Genomic DNA, 15,110 nt, shown 5'->3' on the forward strand with positions numbered 1-15,110 from the left:
GGACGTCTAAAGCTTGGCTGGCGCTCATTCTTCGCTAATTTTAGCCAAGCTTAATACGCCCCATATTGCGGCGTTATAAGGTTATTTAGATTTCGAGTAAACATGATAAAAAAACATATAGGCTATGGCGGCGACCTTTTTATTCCATCTAAAAAATATATGGGGTTAACAGGTGGAGTGTCCTCTCCCGAACTAAAAACATTGATAGGAATCGGGGACTTATTTCTTATTCACGACAAGGTTAGTTTTAGAGCTGATCAATCCACAACAAGAGAGCTTTTTAGTGCATTTACTCTACCTGAAATTGAGGAGTTTATAAAAAATGGACGCATAAGCTTTTATCTTCCAAGATATAGTCCCTTTTATACAGAAACCTTAAGTGACGATATCGAGAAGTCTTTAGATACTGGTAATTCAATATTTCTCAGAGAGCCACTGAACGCTTCCAAGGCAGTATCCCTTATCTTTGATAACTTGGAGCTGCCTATCGATAATCAAGAAGACTATACTCAGCTCACCTCAGAGATGAATGACCTGTTTTATAAGCACGGAATTCAAAGAGATTCTTTTTTCACTACAGACAGATGCTTTGCATTCGATCAAGCTATTCAAAAAATTAGAGAGCTCTGGGTTTGCGGTATTTTTTCTACATCGTTTGATGATGAGGTTCTGCATTATTTGAGCCTATGCGACAAAGCTGCAACTTTGAGAGAAATGAATCTACCATTTTCTGACTTGGATCTTCATAAATCGCCAGTGATAGATGACCTACATTCATTAAAAAACTTACCTTCACTTGCTAAAATTTTACTAAGCTCGGAAAAGCCAGTAAATAAGTTTATGGGGATAATAAACTCCGCTGAAGCGGACGAACTGAGGAAGTGGATTCAAAAGAGTAAAGGTGGAAATGTTGATGTACGCGACTTATACGATTCAACAGTTCGTCAGTTACCTTCAAAAAAAGAGTGGGTAGACTGGACAAGGTTCGGCTCTGTGACGGCAATTTCAGGTATATTGGGAACGATATTAACCGCAAACCCTTTAATTGGTATGGCGATAGGCGGAGCAACTAGTGCACTAGACAAAGTATATGGAGATAAAGTAATCGATAGTAGCACTAAGGTTTATAACCCTGATGCTTGGTTTAGTTTCATTCAAAACGCTGTTAAAAAAGGGTGAACTGAGTATAACCATATAACAAATGCCTTAACCAAAAGGGACGCAAAAAAGCAGGCTGCGCTCCTCCGTCGCAAAGTTTAGCCTGCTATTTCGCGCCGGTTAGGCAAGCGTTATAAGCTTAGGATAGTATGTATATCACTGATACAAAGAAGGTAGACGATTGGCTTTTGATAAGAAAAGAAGCAATTAAATCATCTGATAGCTTGTTATGGATGACAATATTTAAAGACTTCTTTTATGGTCGCTTAGAGAGCCGTTACTTAACCCCAATTAAATCACTCCAAAAAGGGAGCTGTTTAGGTGAGGGGTTCTCTATTTCAGCTATTCATTGCTCAATCATTGAGTTTTTGGAATCGACTTATGAAGGCATTAACTACAAATGGGTAAGGAAAGATTCTGAATTGGGAAAATATGAATATAAATCTAGTAAAAAATGTTTTATTAATTTCCTTACCCAAAGGTATCCATTTAGCATTGTATTTAATGAAGAAATTGCTAGTGATTTTTATTCCTCTGTTCGCTGCGGTCTATTACATGAGGCATCTACTAAAAACGGTTGGAAAGTTTTGGCATCCTCTCATAGTGGCACTGAAATAGTCTGCGCAGAGACTAAAAAAGTTTTTCGTAATGACTTTCAAAAAGCGATAGACTCATATATTGCTTGGTATCAAACGCAACTAATTAAAAGTGACAAGCTTCAAAAAGCGTTTATTAGAAAATTCGACTCTATATGTGAATAGGCTTATAACAAGCTGTTCAAGGCGGGACTGCTAACGTTTGGCTCGGTTTCGCTACGCTATACATTCTAGCCAAACATTAATCAGTCCCTTTACGGGGCGTTAGTTTTTTATCGGATCTAAGATATGAATTTACAAAAGGAATTGCTTCAACGAGTTCATCAGGGGGAACTTTCGTTTTCGCCAAAGGATGAGAGCTTGGAATCTCTTCATGAGTTTCAGTCTATAGCTACTCGTTTAATATCTGCTTATGAACAAAATTACATTCAAGAATTAATGCACTCTAAATCATATATAGTTGCTGGCGGGCTAGTTAATGCAGTAATAATTCAAGGCGGTCTTACATTTGAAGGTGAGCAATTTCTTCAAACGGAGAAAGAGTCATCACAACAAACAAAAGGCGCAGAAGATATGATTGATGTAAAGCCAAATCTTTTTGGCGTAGGTATTAATTTCAATGCCGTCTATAAGAGATTGCTCAAAAAAAACTAACAAGCGCATTAATGAATGGACGTCTAAAGCTTGGCTGACGCTCGTTCCTCGCAGATTTTAGCCAAGCTTAATCCGCCTGTTATGCGAAATTCACCTAATACAGCCGACGACCTAAAACGCTTCTGTCCAGAAACAAGTTACAGCTTCACCATAATCGGTTTGATATATGTGAAATGCGGTGCTGTGCAGTCACAGCCCAAAAAATAGCAGACCAGCATCACTATAAACATCACTGCGAAGAAACCACATACCTCCGCAAGGTTTTTTAGGAAAGTAAAAATTCATAAAAAAGGCTAGTCAGAAATACTGGCTGGCCTTTTATTAATCTAACGAAAGCTAGGTTAGGTTTTTACAACCAAGCTTATTCCCACTCGATTGTCGCTGGCGGCTTACCTGATACATCGTAAACCACGCGAGAAATACCATCGATTTCATTGATGATACGGTTTGAAACGTGGCCTAGTAGCTCGTATGGTAAGTGTGACCAACGTGCCGTCATAAAGTCGATAGTTTCAACACAACGTAGTGAGATCACCCAGTCGTATTTACGTGCATCGCCCATCACGCCAACAGAGCGTACCGGTAGGAACACGGCGAATGCCTGAGACACTTTGTGGTAAAGGTCCGCTTTATGTAGCTCTTCAATGAAGATAGCGTCAGCACGGCGCAGTAAGTCACAGTATTCTTTCTTGATTTCGCCAAGTACACGAACACCAAGACCTGGACCTGGGAACGGGTGACGATAAAGCATGTCATACGGCAGACCAAGCTCTAGGCCAATCTTGCGAACTTCGTCTTTAAATAGTTCACGTAGTGGCTCAACCAGACCAAGCTCCATATCTTCAGGTAATCCACCCACGTTGTGGTGAGATTTGATCACATGCGCTTTACCGGTTTTTGATGCTGCCGATTCGATAACATCAGGGTAAATTGTACCTTGTGCTAGCCATTTCGCGTTTAGGCGCTGGCTGGCTTGCTCATCGAACACTTCAATAAAGGTGTGACCGATTGCTTTACGTTTGTCTTCAGGGTCGTTTAAACCGTTAAGCGCGTTAAGGAAACGCTCTTCAGCTTCTACTTTGATGATGTTCAGACCAAACTTATCACCGAACATATCCATTACTTGCTGGCCTTCATTCAAGCGCAGCAGGCCATTATCAACAAATACACAGGTTAGCTTATCGCCAATCGCACGGTGAATAAGCATTGCAACCACTGATGAATCAACACCACCAGATAAGCCAAGGATAACTTCGTCATCCCCTACTTTCTCTTTGATACGCTCAATTGCATCTTCAATGATTTGCTCAGGCGTCCATAGTTTTTCACAACCACAGATATCAATTGCAAAGCGCTCTAGTAAACGCAAACCTTGCTGAGTGTGCGTTACTTCTGGATGGAACTGTACACCGTAGAAACGCTTTTCTTCCCAAGACATTGCCGCATGAGGGCAAGTATCCGTTTTCGCTGAAGTTTTGAACGTGTCTGGAATTTTAGCTACTTTATCGCCATGGCTCATCCACACGTCTAGGTAACCTGCACCATCTTCGATGTGATCTTCAATCGCTTCAAATAGCTTACAGTCGCCTACTTTCTCTACTTTTGCGTAGCCGAATTCTTTTTTATCTGAGCTATGTACCTGACCACCAAGCTGCATTGCCATCGTCTGCATACCATAACAGATACCCAGTACAGGCACACCGGCTTCGAATACGTAATCTGGTGCTTTTGGGCTACCTTCAAGCGTCGTTGACTCTGGGCCACCTGATAGAATGATACCTTGAGGATTGAACTCACGGATTTGCTCTTCTGTCACATCCCAAGCCCAAAGTTCACAGTAAACACCTATTTCACGTACACGACGTGCAATTAGCTGAGTGTATTGCGAACCAAAGTCTAAGATCAAAATTCGGGAATCGTGGATATCTTTGCTCATTGATAATCTCGTTAGTTAGGAACTAAACAGGATAAAGCCGCCTTGCGTCTCTATCAAAAGTAATAAGGGCTAGCAACTTGCTAGCCCAGAAACACGCCTTGAGGCTTAACCCATACGGTAGTTAGGCGCCTCTTTGGTGATCTGCACGTCATGTACGTGAGACTCACCCATACCCGCAGAAGTCACACGTACAAACTGCGGCTTAGTATTTAATTCAGTGATAGTTGCACAACCAGTTAGACCCATTGCACTGCGAATACCACCGATTTGCTGATGGATAATCGTTGCGATTGGTCCTTTGTATGCTACGCGACCTTCGATACCTTCAGGTACTAGTTTGTCAGCAGCATCACTCTTCTGGAAGTAACGGTCAGACGAACCTTCTTTTTGGTTCATCGCACCAAGTGAACCCATACCACGGTAAGACTTGTAGTAACGGCCTTGGTATAGTTCAACTTCACCAGGAGACTCTTCAGTACCCGCTAGCATTGAACCCACCATTACACATGAAGCACCAGCAACTAGCGCTTTTACGATATCACCAGAGAAACGGATACCACCGTCGGCAATCACTGGAATATCACGACCTTTTAGGCCTTCTACTGCATCAGAGATAGCAGTAATTTGCGGTACACCACAACCCGTAACGATACGAGTAGTACAGATAGAACCTGGGCCGATCCCCACTTTAACAGCATCTGCACCAGCATCAGCCAATGCAATTGCACCTTCAGCTGTTGCTACGTTACCTGCAACGATTTGTAGTTCTGGATATACTTCACGTGTCGCTTTAACGCGGTCAATAACACCTTGAGAATGGCCGTGAGAAGTATCGATTAGTAGTACATCAACACCCGCTTCAACCAAAGCTGCAATACGCTCATCAGTACCAGCACCAACACCAACAGCAGCACCAACACGAAGACGGCCTTGCTCATCTTTACATGCGTTTGGTTTATCTTGCGCTTTTTGGTAATCCTTAACGGTGATCATACCTTTTAGTGCAAATGCGTCATCAACCACTAAGATTTTTTCGATACGGTGTTCGTGCATTAGGCCAAGGATCTCTTCACGAGATGCGCCTTCTTTTACTGTCACTAAGTCATCTTTCTTAGTCATGACCGTTGAAACTGCTTTTTCCAGCTTAGTTTCGAAACGCATATCACGGCTAGTCACGATCCCTTCAAGTTGGTTGTTTGCACCAACAACCGGGAAACCTGAGAACCCTTTGTCCTGTGCAAGCTCCATTGCTTCTGCAATCGTAAGATCAGAAGTAACCGTCACAGGGAAAGAGATAATACCCGCTTCATACGTCTTAACTTTACGCACGTTGCGAGCTTGTTCTTCGATAGTCATGTTTTTGTGGATAAAACCAATACCACCTTCTTGTGCCAGAGCGATCGCTAAGCGCGCTTCTGTCACTGTATCCATTGAAGCGGAAACAAGCGGTAAGTTTAATTCAATCCCACGAGTCAAACGCGTTTTCAGGTTTGCTGTGTGAGGAAGAACAGTTGAATGAGCTGGTACTAAAAGTACGTCGTCAAAGGTAAGGGCTTCTTTTGCAATTCTTAGCATGTTCGCGGCTTCTCTCAAGTGAACTGAGTATAAGGAATTGCGTGCGAATTTTATCAGCGTTCCTTATGGGAGTAAATAAAATTTAGCAAAAAATGTGATAAAGTGACTGTGAATTTTTTATGGAGGCCAACATGGGATACCCCAATAATAATAAAACCTATTCTGTATCAAGACTTAACAGAGAAATACGCGCGCTCTTAGAACAAGGTTTTGCCTCTGTACAACTCACCGGAGAAATTTCAAACTTTGTTGCTCCGGCCTCCGGGCATTGGTATTTTTCTCTAAAAGATGACAAAGCACAGATAAAAGCGGCCATGTGGCGAGGTAATAATCGTTACTGTAACCACCGCCCTGCCAATGGTCAGCAGGTAATGGTACAGGCTAGAGTGTCAGTGTATGAGCCACGAGGCGACTATCAATTGATAGTCGAGCAAATGGCCCCTGCCGGTGAAGGCTTGCTCAAGCAACAGTTTGACGCCCTAAAAATGCAGCTGGCAGCAGAAGGCCTGTTTTCGGCTAGTCACAAAAAACCTTTGCCAAGTGTCATTAATCGCGTGGGGGTCGTCACTTCAGCGACGGGGGCTGCCATCAAGGATATTTTGACTGTACTCAAACGTCGTGCCCCACAGTTACAAGTTGTAATTTACCCAGCTCTAGTGCAAGGCGATGAAGCCAAGCAGCAGATTTGCAAACAAATCGCTCAGGCGAATGCTAGACGCGAGGTAGACGTATTGATCGTTGGCAGAGGTGGCGGCTCATTAGAAGACTTATGGAGCTTTAACGAGGAATCAGTCGCAAGGGCTATTTTTGCCAGCTCAATTCCGGTGATAAGCGCAGTGGGCCATGAAATAGATACTACCATTTCCGACTATGTTGCAGATGTCAGAGCGCCAACCCCATCGGCGGCCGCAGAACTAGTGAGCCCAGACTCAGAAGCACTAAAATTGCGTACTTCAGAGTTACTACAATATCTCAATCAAGCTTTTAAACGTCGCCTTGAAGGTGCATCACAGCGATTAGCAAACTTTGAAGCCCGACTGCAGTTACAACACCCTAAGAATCAACTTATGCAGCAAACACAGCGAGTTGATGAGTTAGAACAGCGATTAATTCGTGCTCAAGCCCATCACTTACGTCAAAAGCAATCGCAATTCCATCTGCTGCAGCATAGATTTGATCGATTACATCCAGAACAAAGGATCGCTCAGTTCAAGCAATTGGTCACACAACTCAGTGATAAGTTGCAGTATGCAATGGAGCAAAAGCTTAACACGCAAAGACACCAACTCGCGGTATCAAGCGCAAAACTAGACAGCGTCAGTCCACTGGCGGTATTAGCTCGGGGCTATAGTATCGCAAAGCAGGAAGATAGAGTGATTAAATCAGTGGCGGATGTCGACCCGGAAAAGCCGATAGTTACACAACTGGCTGATGGTGAGGTGGTGTCTATGGTAAAAGCAACCCAATAAGCGGATATAAAAATGGGGAAGTGATTTCCCCATTTATAATCTAATAACCTTACAACATCGCTGAAGTGATTGACTCATTTTCGAGCTTATCATCATCTTCGAGGAAGTTTTGGTTCATACTCTCTGCAGGGCATGGGCATGATGGCTTACCAACCACCTTAGCTGGGATCCCCACTACTGTAGTGTGCGGTGCTACAGGGCTAAGTACAACGGAACCTGCACCAATTCGAGCGCCCTCTCCTACTTCAATGTTGCCAAGTACTTTGGCACCAGCACCAATCAATACACCGGCGCGGATTTTCGGGTGACGGTCACCCTGCTCGTTACCCGTACCACCAAGTGTGACTGATTGCAGAATAGAAACATTATCTTCAATAACCGCGGTTTCACCAATGACTATACCAGTCGCATGGTCAAACATAATACCATGACCGACTTTACAAGCAGGATGGATGTCAACACCGAATACTTCAGAGGTTCTGCTCTGTATAAAGCGAGCCAGCTCTTTTCTGTCTTGACGCCATAAGCAGTATGCCAATCGATGTGCTTGGATTGCATGAAAACCTTTCAGATTTAAAATTACGTTGAGATAACTATCGGCAGCCGGGTCGCGATCTTTAACGGCTTTTATATCATGTGCAACATGAGTCAGCATGGTATCGCAGTGCACAAAGGCCTGATCAAACAATTCACGAATTGTAAATGCTGACACCACGGCATCCGCCAACTTATTTGCAACGATAAAGCTTAATGCAGAACCAAGACACTCGTGATTTAAAATACTCGAGTAAACGTGACTAGCAAGCAATGGTTCGCGAGCAACCAACTCATTGGCTTCTTCGCGTAACTTATTCCAAATCTCATGTCTCATGTGACGAACTTCCGATAATACTGATACTTCTCATAGTGTAACGCTTAGAGTCATTAAGTGTCATGTATTATAAAAAATCAGGCTTCAAACACTTGGTTATATCTAATAACCAACCAACATATTTTAGTCCGGTTTCAAATGCCCTCTGTTGGACCAAAGATTCTTACAATTTTGCACTGTCGAACTGAGTAGATCTTCGTATAATAACGCCCCATTGAATACTACCAACGCGGGATCGCTAATATGTCGATAAAGATCAAGACAACGGATACCAACAAACCAAATGGCACAGGGCTTGCGCGAATAATCAAAGCAACGCATTGCTCAGCGAAAGGAATGAAAGCAGCCTATAAAGAAGAGTCGGCATTTAGACAAGAAACGTGGTTACTGGTGGCAAGTCTTCCTTTATCAATCATATTGGCGCAAAGTATTGCTCAGTGGGCCTTATTGGTCGGTAGTGTACTGTTGATATTGGTCATAGAACTCATCAACTCGGCAATCGAAGCACTGACAGATCGAGTGAGTACAGAGCATCACTTACTATCTGGTCGTGCAAAAGATATGGCATCAGCGGCCGTTACGCTGACATTATTAATTAGCTCATTAATTTGGATAGCTGCCGCAGTGGAGTGGTTCAACACCATAACCTAAAATTATGCGTGGTTTTGACACAAAAAAATGGCGGCTAAATTTTTAGCCGCCATTTTTTATTAAGCTGAATAATCGTTATTCAAACACTTTTTCTACATCTAACGTTTTAATATTCTTACTTGGAATATTGAGCGGGTATGTAGCAATTTCAGCATCTTCAGCCAGTAATACATCAGGCTTTTTCGTGTTATAAGTCATAGGAGATGACTGCTCAGCACTTAGGCGCTTCGCCATATCTTTTGCATCACCAGTGATAAACACATAGTGAATATCTTCGCTCTGCAAGTTCTCTTTGATAACGCGATTGATGTCTTCAACAGACAGCGACGCTAGCTGCTTTGTCACATAGGCAACAAATTCATCGGTGTTGTAGAACTGGCTATCAAGTGCATAACCTAGCTGTCTATCTTGGCTCGCCACCATTTGCGGCACAAAGTTGATTAAGAAGTTACGTGTTGCTTCAAAGTCTGCTTTGCTCATCCCTTCTTTGATCAGCTTATCGAGTTCAAACAATGCGGTACGCGTTGCAAAATGGGCATCGTTATTAGAACGAAGTGGGCGTAACCAAACTTGGAAAATTTGCTCACTACGACCTAAGTTTGCATCCGGCTTAGTTTGGAACATACCACGAGGGAAGTATTCGATATATGCATAATCACCATAGTTCATACCACGCACCTGACGGATACGCTGGTACAAGTGGCTGTTTGAACTGCGGTGCTCACCAAAGTATGAACGCACTAACCAAAGCGCAGCCCAGTCTTTACTGCTACGAACCGTGTCGATTGGGAAACCAAAAGACACCGCTGTTGATTTTGCATTCTTTTCTACGATGGTTGCGTGATGACCAGATAGCTTAGGCGCATCAGGCACTTGTAAACGTGCTTCTTCACCTTTAGGTAAAGCCGCAAGGTCGTTAAACATCGCTTCTTTTAGCTGTTTATCGAGTGCACCAGTAATACCCACGTTGAGTTTAGCTTGAGTAAATTGCTGAGCATAAAAAGCCTTAACGTCATCTAAAGTGATTGCTTCTAAGTCTGATAAATCACCAAAGTTATAGCTTTCGTATGGGTGGCCTTTGTACAGCTCGTGATAAAGCACTTCTTTACCTAGCTCTTCATCATTTGACGCTTTCAAACCAGCCTTAATGCCATCGATTAGCTCTTTTTTCAGACGTTTAAAATCATCTTCTCTGAACCCTGGGTTCAAAAGCTGCTGACTCACAATGCCATACCATTGATCAGCATTGTCTTTATGAATACGACCACGTAAAGAAATCATTTCTTTATCGATTTGATAACCAAAGCTACCAGCAATCGGGTACAGCGCCTTTTGAATTTCTTTGTATGATTGCGACTCACTTCCACCATTGGCAATCATAGCCGCAGTAAGCGCAGCAAGACCTTTTTTACCTGCAGGATCGGCAGCAGCACCTGTGTAAAAAAGAAAGTTCACATCCACCAGCGGTGAGTTATTGGTCTTGTCTAATACGTTGAAATGACGCGTTACTAGCTTGTCCATTTTTGCCACTAACTTGTCTAAGTTAACTTCCTTATCAAAACCAGAGACAGACTCAAGTGCAGACATAGTCACCGTTGTGCGGCTGCTGTCCACAAAGTATTTATTGGCAATATCACGAATATCTTTTGCAGTGACTTTATCAGCACTTGCATATAGCGCATTCACCACTTCAGGATCACGCTCAAAATGCATGTAGCTCGCGAGTGTCGAAGCAATAGATTGTGATGAGTCAAGGCCGTTAATAAAGCTGTACTTTAGGTTTGATTTAAGTGCAGCAAGTTTATTTTCATCTACCAGCTCTGTGCGTGCTTTTGCGTAAGTGTTATTGATTGCATCACGCACTGTCGCCAAATCTTTTTCATCTTCTACTTTAACGAAAACATGTAGAAGACCAGGGTCTTTGGTTTCAGGGTTATAGGTAAACATTTGGCTTGCAAGCTGTTTGTCTACCACTAGCTCTTGATACAGCGCTGAGTTTTCAGAGAAATAAAGCTGCGAGATCAGATCAAGTGCCGCTCGGTCTTTTTTCTTCGGCTCCCATGCAGCGCCTTTATACGAAACTAGCAACCAGTGACCCGGTAAGCCATCATATTTTTCGTGAACGTAACGCGCTTTGTCTTGCTTTGGCTCAACAGGAATATCGGCTTGGTAGTCACCCTTTTTCCAATTACCCCAATGCTTCTTCACCATAGCCATAGTTGCTTTAGGATCTACATCACCTACGATCACAAGTGATACATACTCAGGCTTATAAAAGCGCTCAAAGAAGGTTTTACCATAGGCCATTTGATCAGGCATTGCTTCGATGTCTTCAAAAAAGCCCATCGTTGTGTGTTTATAGGTATGTTTATCAAATGCTTCTTTTCTTACCGCAGAAAGCAGTTTTCGAACTGGACTGGCATTATTTTTAAGGTATTCACCTTTAACAGTTAGTGCCTCAGTACGAAACTGCTCTTCACTGTAAGTCAGGTTTTGAAAGATATCCGCTTCGATTTCTAATACTTTATCTAAATGCTGCTTCGAGAAATTTAAGTGGTAGTTCGTGTAGTCATTGGTGGTGTAGGCGCGATTATCAACACCTGAATTTTTCAAAATGTCCGAATAAACGTCTTGTGGATACTTTTCTGAGCCTTTGAACATCATATGCTCAAAGAAGTGAGCAAAGCCGGTTTTACCCGCTTCTACTTCATTACGCGAACCAACAGAAACCGGAATTTGTAGCGATACCACATCAGGATAGTTAGTTTTAACTACCATGACGCGAAGGCCATTTTCTAGCTCTTCCAAAACATAATCTTGGGCGAATACTTTATTGGATTGGGCAGCTTGAGTACTTACAGCTGACTGTTGAGCTTGGTCTGAATTCGTCGCTGCGCAGCCACTAAGCGCTAAGCTTACGGCAAAGCTGGTTGCTAGTAATTTGAATTTCATGAATTTGGTCCTAATCATATTTTTTATTCTAAGTAAGTCGTGTTCACTTACGTTAGCAAACCTCCTGATTATGCCCCAAAGTCATACTAATTCGCTAATTTCCAAGGTGATTTACCACCCTAATGTGTAAACAAATATGAAATTTTGGTTTGAGCGCTTGAGATAAATTCATAATTATTGAAATTCTTTCATTAAAAAAATCTATCTAGACGTCTAAATGGCTGCTATATTAGTAAAGAGATACAGAAATGCTTTTGTGGAATGAGGATTATGGCTTTAACGCTTCAAGAGAAAATCATTGACCCTAACCAAGGGGTATATTTAATTGGTACCACACCACCTAAGATTGGCACCGACCCAGAGCAGCTAAAATCAATTGCCGCTAAACTTTTGGGCCGTTTACATGAGATTGAATACGACGGCGTGATCATCTATGACATTCAAGATGAAAGCAGCCGTACTCAAGTACCACGCCCATTTCCTTTTAAGCACACCGTTGATCCGTGTGAATATAGCCAGTTGATCCGCGAATTGTCACACCTTGATGTAATTACGTATAAAAGTGTGGCACAGCGAGATAGTGAAGCTTTTGGCAATTGGTTAAGCAGCACTAAACAGCAATATGGGTTAAACAATCTAGTATTAGTGGGCAGTCCATCTTCACAAGGCGATATTAAGTTGCCGCTTTCTGAAGCCTATAAGGTACTGAAGCATCACCAAGATGACTTTTTCTTGGGTGGTGTAACCATCGCAGAGCGCCACGCCAGTAAGCGTAATGAACACGAAAGATTAATTGATAAAACAGAGCAAGGCTGCCAATTTTTTGTTTCCCAAGCAGTGTATGACGCTCAAGCAACCATAGATCTTATCACGAGCTATGCTCGCACCTGTAAACAGCAAGGGCAAACACCAAAACGCATTATTCTTACCTTTACTCCATGTGGTGGGGAAAAAACCTTGCAGTTTATGGAATGGCTGGGGATCTCAGTACCAGAAGCAACCAAATGGCGCATGTTAGATGCAGACAATACACTAAGTGAGTCAATTCGTATTTGTAGAGAAAATCTAGATCAAATCTTAAAAAGCTGCTCACATCTAGATATTTCTCTTGGCTTAAATATTGAGAGCTTAACAAACCGCAAAGAAGAAATAGATGCGTCGATAAACCTTTATAGGCTATTGAAGGCGACCATGGAATTATGCCTTGCGGAAAAGCAAATTGCTTAATGCAGTCTAGGGCCTGTTGATCTTCCAAGTTTGTTTTTGCAGCAGTTTGATTGGTATTTATACAAGGCAGAGCCTGCGTAGCATAGTCATTCTATGTAAGTCTGGCGATAACACAGTAGAAATGCCAATCAAGCGCTGCCCTTTGGGTTCACCTGAGTGCGCTTTGTTCATTGTTGCTCAACTTTTGCCTAGATTACTAGGCGGCAAGTCGAGCGTCGCGACCAAAACACATTCAGAAGAACAAAAATCAAACAGCGAAGGCCAACAGGCCCTATAGCCAGCTTCATCAAGCTGGCTTTTCTGTTAACCTTGCTGACTTATTCAAAGCCTAGATTAACTTAGGCTCAAGAAAGCGATTAATCCCACTCCAAGTAACAAGCGGTAAATGACAAATGGCATCATGCCCATGCGCTCTATGATTTTCAGGAAAAAGAAGATACAGGCATAAGCCGAGATAAACGACAGTGCTGCACCACTTAATAGCGCATTCCAATCAACCACTTCATCGCCGGTAGCAAGCTCTAAACTGTAATACAGTCCCATCATAGAAATGACCGGAATAGACATTAAAAACGAAAAGCGCGCTGCACTTTTCTTATCAAGCCCGAGTAACAAACCTGCGGTGATGGTAATGCCTGAACGCGATGTGCCGGGAATAACAGCGGTAATTTGCGCAAGCCCCAGTATCAATGCGCTTTTCCAGTTTAAGGCAAATTCGTCTTTGATTTGTTTTGCTTTCACGTCGGCGTACCAAAGCAGTAAACCAAATACTATCGTCGATGTTGCAATCACCCAAGCACTACGTAAGTAAACTTCTACGATGTCTTTAAGTAGTGGGGCTAAGATCACGAATGGAATGGTGGCAACCACAATACACCAAGTCAGCCGGCTTTCTTTAGAGTGCGTACCTGAGAATGACTTGAACCATCCAGCCAGTAGGCTGACAATGTCTTGTCGAAAATAAATAACGACAGCCAGCAAAGTACCAACATGAACAGCAACATCAAAGGCAAGGCCCTGATCTTGCCAACCTAGTACCTGAGAAGGTAGCAGTAAGTGGGCAGAACTCGAAATAGGTAAAAATTCAGTGAGACCTTGAATAATTGCAAGGACGACAATCTCAATAAAGCTCATTGCTTGGGAAACTCCACTTTCCATAATTTTTGAGTTGGGTTGTGATACTCCTGCCATAACTGAGCAATGGTTTTACCCTCAACAGGATGGATAAAATCAGGAGCTAGTTCAGCTAATGGCTGAAGCACGAAGGCATTTTTGGTTATTTCATCCCGAGGCAACTGAGCAGGTGATGAACAAATAAGGTGGTCATAAAAGAGAATATCGAGATCTAATGTGCGTGGACTAAACTTCTTTTCACTACAGCGACGACCATGATCGTATTCTATCGACTTGAGCAGTTTATACACTTCGTCTAAAGACAGCTGTGTTTGTGCAGCAAAGACCGAATTATAAAAGTTATTTCCTGCAAACCCGACGGCTTCACTCTCAAACACACTCGAATGTTGAAAATCCGGAAAGTGTTTTATCAATATCCTCAAACCACTCAGCAAATTTTTTTCTTTTTCTATGTTTGAGCCGAGACTGATAAAAATTTGTGCCATGATAATTCTACTTCTTACGCACAATTTCTACACCAACCGTTTGTGCTTGTGGCACGGCAGCAGGTTTACTTACTCTTATAAGCACTTGTTGTACATTAAATTCATTTAGGATCATTGCAGCAAGCTGTTCAACTAAGGTTTCTAATAGCTCAACTGGTTTTGCTTGGGTATGCGCAATAATACGCTCACTCACTTTGGCATAATCAACCGCCAAATTAATATCGTCATGGCGAGCGGCAGCGCTAATATCGGTCAACATCTCAACATCAAAGTAAAGGCTTTGTTTACTTTCTTTTTCAAAGTCGTACACTCCTATTATGGCTTCGACGTGTAGCTGTGAGATATAGACTTTATCCATGTAAACTCCAAACATGTTTATCGCTGTAATTCACCCGCATTTTC

Annotated in this window: 13 protein-coding genes; 6 read left to right on the forward strand and 7 right to left on the reverse strand. The window is 42.5% G+C overall.

Annotated elements, in window-relative coordinates; all coding sequences use genetic code 11:
* The first annotated feature begins 102 nt into the window (after positions 1-102).
* The 3 genes from BB427_RS19710 to BB427_RS19720 all read left to right on the forward strand — a co-directional run bounded on the left by BB427_RS19710 (position 103) and on the right by BB427_RS19720 (position 2,408).
* Positions 103-1,179 (forward strand): hypothetical protein, encoded by a 1,077-nt coding sequence (locus tag BB427_RS19710; RefSeq protein ID WP_069022737.1) that lies wholly within the window; start codon positions 103-105, stop codon positions 1,177-1,179.
* Positions 1,180-1,307: 128 nt separating this feature from the next.
* Positions 1,308-1,919, forward strand: coding sequence for a hypothetical protein (locus BB427_RS19715; protein WP_069022739.1), 612 nt, complete (start codon positions 1,308-1,310; stop codon positions 1,917-1,919).
* Positions 1,920-2,042: 123 nt separating this feature from the next.
* Positions 2,043-2,408, forward strand: coding sequence for a hypothetical protein (locus BB427_RS19720; RefSeq protein ID WP_069022741.1), 366 nt, complete (start codon positions 2,043-2,045; stop codon positions 2,406-2,408).
* A 361-nt stretch (positions 2,409-2,769) separates the two neighbouring features.
* Here the strand turns inward: BB427_RS19720 and guaA are convergent, their stop codons facing one another.
* Positions 2,770-4,344, reverse strand: coding sequence for a glutamine-hydrolyzing GMP synthase (guaA, locus tag BB427_RS19725; RefSeq protein WP_069022743.1), 1,575 nt, complete (start codon positions 4,342-4,344; stop codon positions 2,770-2,772).
* A 105-nt stretch (positions 4,345-4,449) separates the two neighbouring features.
* Positions 4,450-5,919, reverse strand: coding sequence for an IMP dehydrogenase (guaB, locus tag BB427_RS19730; RefSeq protein WP_010374639.1), 1,470 nt, complete (start codon positions 5,917-5,919; stop codon positions 4,450-4,452).
* A gap of 131 nt (positions 5,920-6,050) precedes the next feature.
* Between guaB and xseA the strand changes: the two genes are divergently transcribed.
* A complete protein-coding gene (xseA, locus tag BB427_RS19735) occupies positions 6,051-7,388 on the forward strand; it encodes an exodeoxyribonuclease VII large subunit (protein ID WP_069022745.1) in 1,338 nt (445 codons plus the stop codon).
* Between the two features lie 49 nt (positions 7,389-7,437).
* Here xseA and cysE read toward each other — a convergent pair whose 3' ends face one another.
* Positions 7,438-8,259, reverse strand: a complete 822-nt coding sequence (gene cysE, locus BB427_RS19740) for a serine O-acetyltransferase (protein ID WP_045987778.1) — start codon at positions 8,257-8,259, stop codon at positions 7,438-7,440.
* Between the two features lie 243 nt (positions 8,260-8,502).
* Here cysE and BB427_RS19745 point away from each other — a divergent pair, with 243 nt between their 5' ends.
* Positions 8,503-8,910 carry a diacylglycerol kinase gene (locus tag BB427_RS19745; RefSeq protein ID WP_010374636.1) on the forward strand — a complete coding sequence of 136 codons (408 nt, stop codon included), beginning with the start codon at positions 8,503-8,505 and terminating at the stop codon, positions 8,908-8,910.
* Between the two features lie 75 nt (positions 8,911-8,985).
* Here the strand turns inward: BB427_RS19745 and BB427_RS19750 are convergent, their stop codons facing one another.
* Positions 8,986-11,862, reverse strand: a complete 2,877-nt coding sequence (locus BB427_RS19750) for a M16 family metallopeptidase (protein WP_069022747.1) — start codon at positions 11,860-11,862, stop codon at positions 8,986-8,988.
* A gap of 270 nt (positions 11,863-12,132) precedes the next feature.
* On the opposite strand from BB427_RS19750, the gene BB427_RS19755 reads away from it, so the two are divergent.
* The gene (locus tag BB427_RS19755) at positions 12,133-13,089 is read left to right on the forward strand and encodes a methylenetetrahydrofolate reductase (RefSeq protein WP_069022749.1); all 957 of its coding nucleotides are present in this window, start codon (positions 12,133-12,135) and stop codon (positions 13,087-13,089) included.
* A 333-nt stretch (positions 13,090-13,422) separates the two neighbouring features.
* Here the strand turns inward: BB427_RS19755 and BB427_RS19760 are convergent, their stop codons facing one another.
* From BB427_RS19760 to folB, 3 genes are read right to left on the reverse strand one after another with little or no spacing between them, the layout of a single operon-like run.
* Positions 13,423-14,223: an undecaprenyl-diphosphate phosphatase gene (locus BB427_RS19760; protein WP_010607635.1), complete on the reverse strand. Its 801-nt coding sequence runs from the start codon at positions 14,221-14,223 to the stop codon at positions 13,423-13,425.
* Positions 14,220-14,708, reverse strand: coding sequence for a 2-amino-4-hydroxy-6-hydroxymethyldihydropteridine diphosphokinase (folK, locus tag BB427_RS19765; RefSeq protein ID WP_069022751.1), 489 nt, complete (start codon positions 14,706-14,708; stop codon positions 14,220-14,222). Before folK ends, BB427_RS19760 begins: the two co-directional genes overlap by 4 nt.
* Before the next feature lie 7 nt (positions 14,709-14,715).
* Positions 14,716-15,066 carry a dihydroneopterin aldolase gene (gene folB / locus BB427_RS19770; protein ID WP_069022753.1) on the reverse strand — a complete coding sequence of 117 codons (351 nt, stop codon included), beginning with the start codon at positions 15,064-15,066 and terminating at the stop codon, positions 14,716-14,718.
* Positions 15,067-15,110 lie beyond the last annotated feature (44 nt).

Source organism: Pseudoalteromonas sp. BMB (genome assembly GCF_001709235.1).
Classification (GTDB): domain Bacteria; phylum Pseudomonadota; class Gammaproteobacteria; order Enterobacterales; family Alteromonadaceae; genus Pseudoalteromonas; species Pseudoalteromonas maricaloris.

What these genes read in the sequence shown, in the direction of transcription:
- BB427_RS19710 (WP_069022737.1), top strand. Translation starts at nt 103, where the DNA reads ATGATAAAAAAACATATAGGCTATGGCGGCGACCTTTTTATTCCATCT.
- BB427_RS19715 (WP_069022739.1), top strand. Translation starts at nt 1,308, where the DNA reads ATGTATATCACTGATACAAAGAAGGTAGACGATTGGCTTTTGATAAGA.
- BB427_RS19720 (WP_069022741.1), top strand. Translation starts at nt 2,043, where the DNA reads ATGAATTTACAAAAGGAATTGCTTCAACGAGTTCATCAGGGGGAACTT.
- guaA (WP_069022743.1), bottom strand. Translation starts at nt 4,344, where the DNA reads ATGAGCAAAGATATCCACGATTCCCGAATTTTGATCTTAGACTTTGGT.
- guaB (WP_010374639.1), bottom strand. Translation starts at nt 5,919, where the DNA reads ATGCTAAGAATTGCAAAAGAAGCCCTTACCTTTGACGACGTACTTTTA.
- xseA (WP_069022745.1), top strand. Translation starts at nt 6,051, where the DNA reads ATGGGATACCCCAATAATAATAAAACCTATTCTGTATCAAGACTTAAC.
- cysE (WP_045987778.1), bottom strand. Translation starts at nt 8,259, where the DNA reads ATGAGACATGAGATTTGGAATAAGTTACGCGAAGAAGCCAATGAGTTG.
- BB427_RS19745 (WP_010374636.1), top strand. Translation starts at nt 8,503, where the DNA reads ATGTCGATAAAGATCAAGACAACGGATACCAACAAACCAAATGGCACA.
- BB427_RS19750 (WP_069022747.1), bottom strand. Translation starts at nt 11,862, where the DNA reads ATGAAATTCAAATTACTAGCAACCAGCTTTGCCGTAAGCTTAGCGCTT.
- BB427_RS19755 (WP_069022749.1), top strand. Translation starts at nt 12,133, where the DNA reads ATGGCTTTAACGCTTCAAGAGAAAATCATTGACCCTAACCAAGGGGTA.
- BB427_RS19760 (WP_010607635.1), bottom strand. Translation starts at nt 14,223, where the DNA reads ATGAGCTTTATTGAGATTGTCGTCCTTGCAATTATTCAAGGTCTCACT.
- folK (WP_069022751.1), bottom strand. Translation starts at nt 14,708, where the DNA reads ATGGCACAAATTTTTATCAGTCTCGGCTCAAACATAGAAAAAGAAAAA.
- folB (WP_069022753.1), bottom strand. Translation starts at nt 15,066, where the DNA reads ATGGATAAAGTCTATATCTCACAGCTACACGTCGAAGCCATAATAGGA.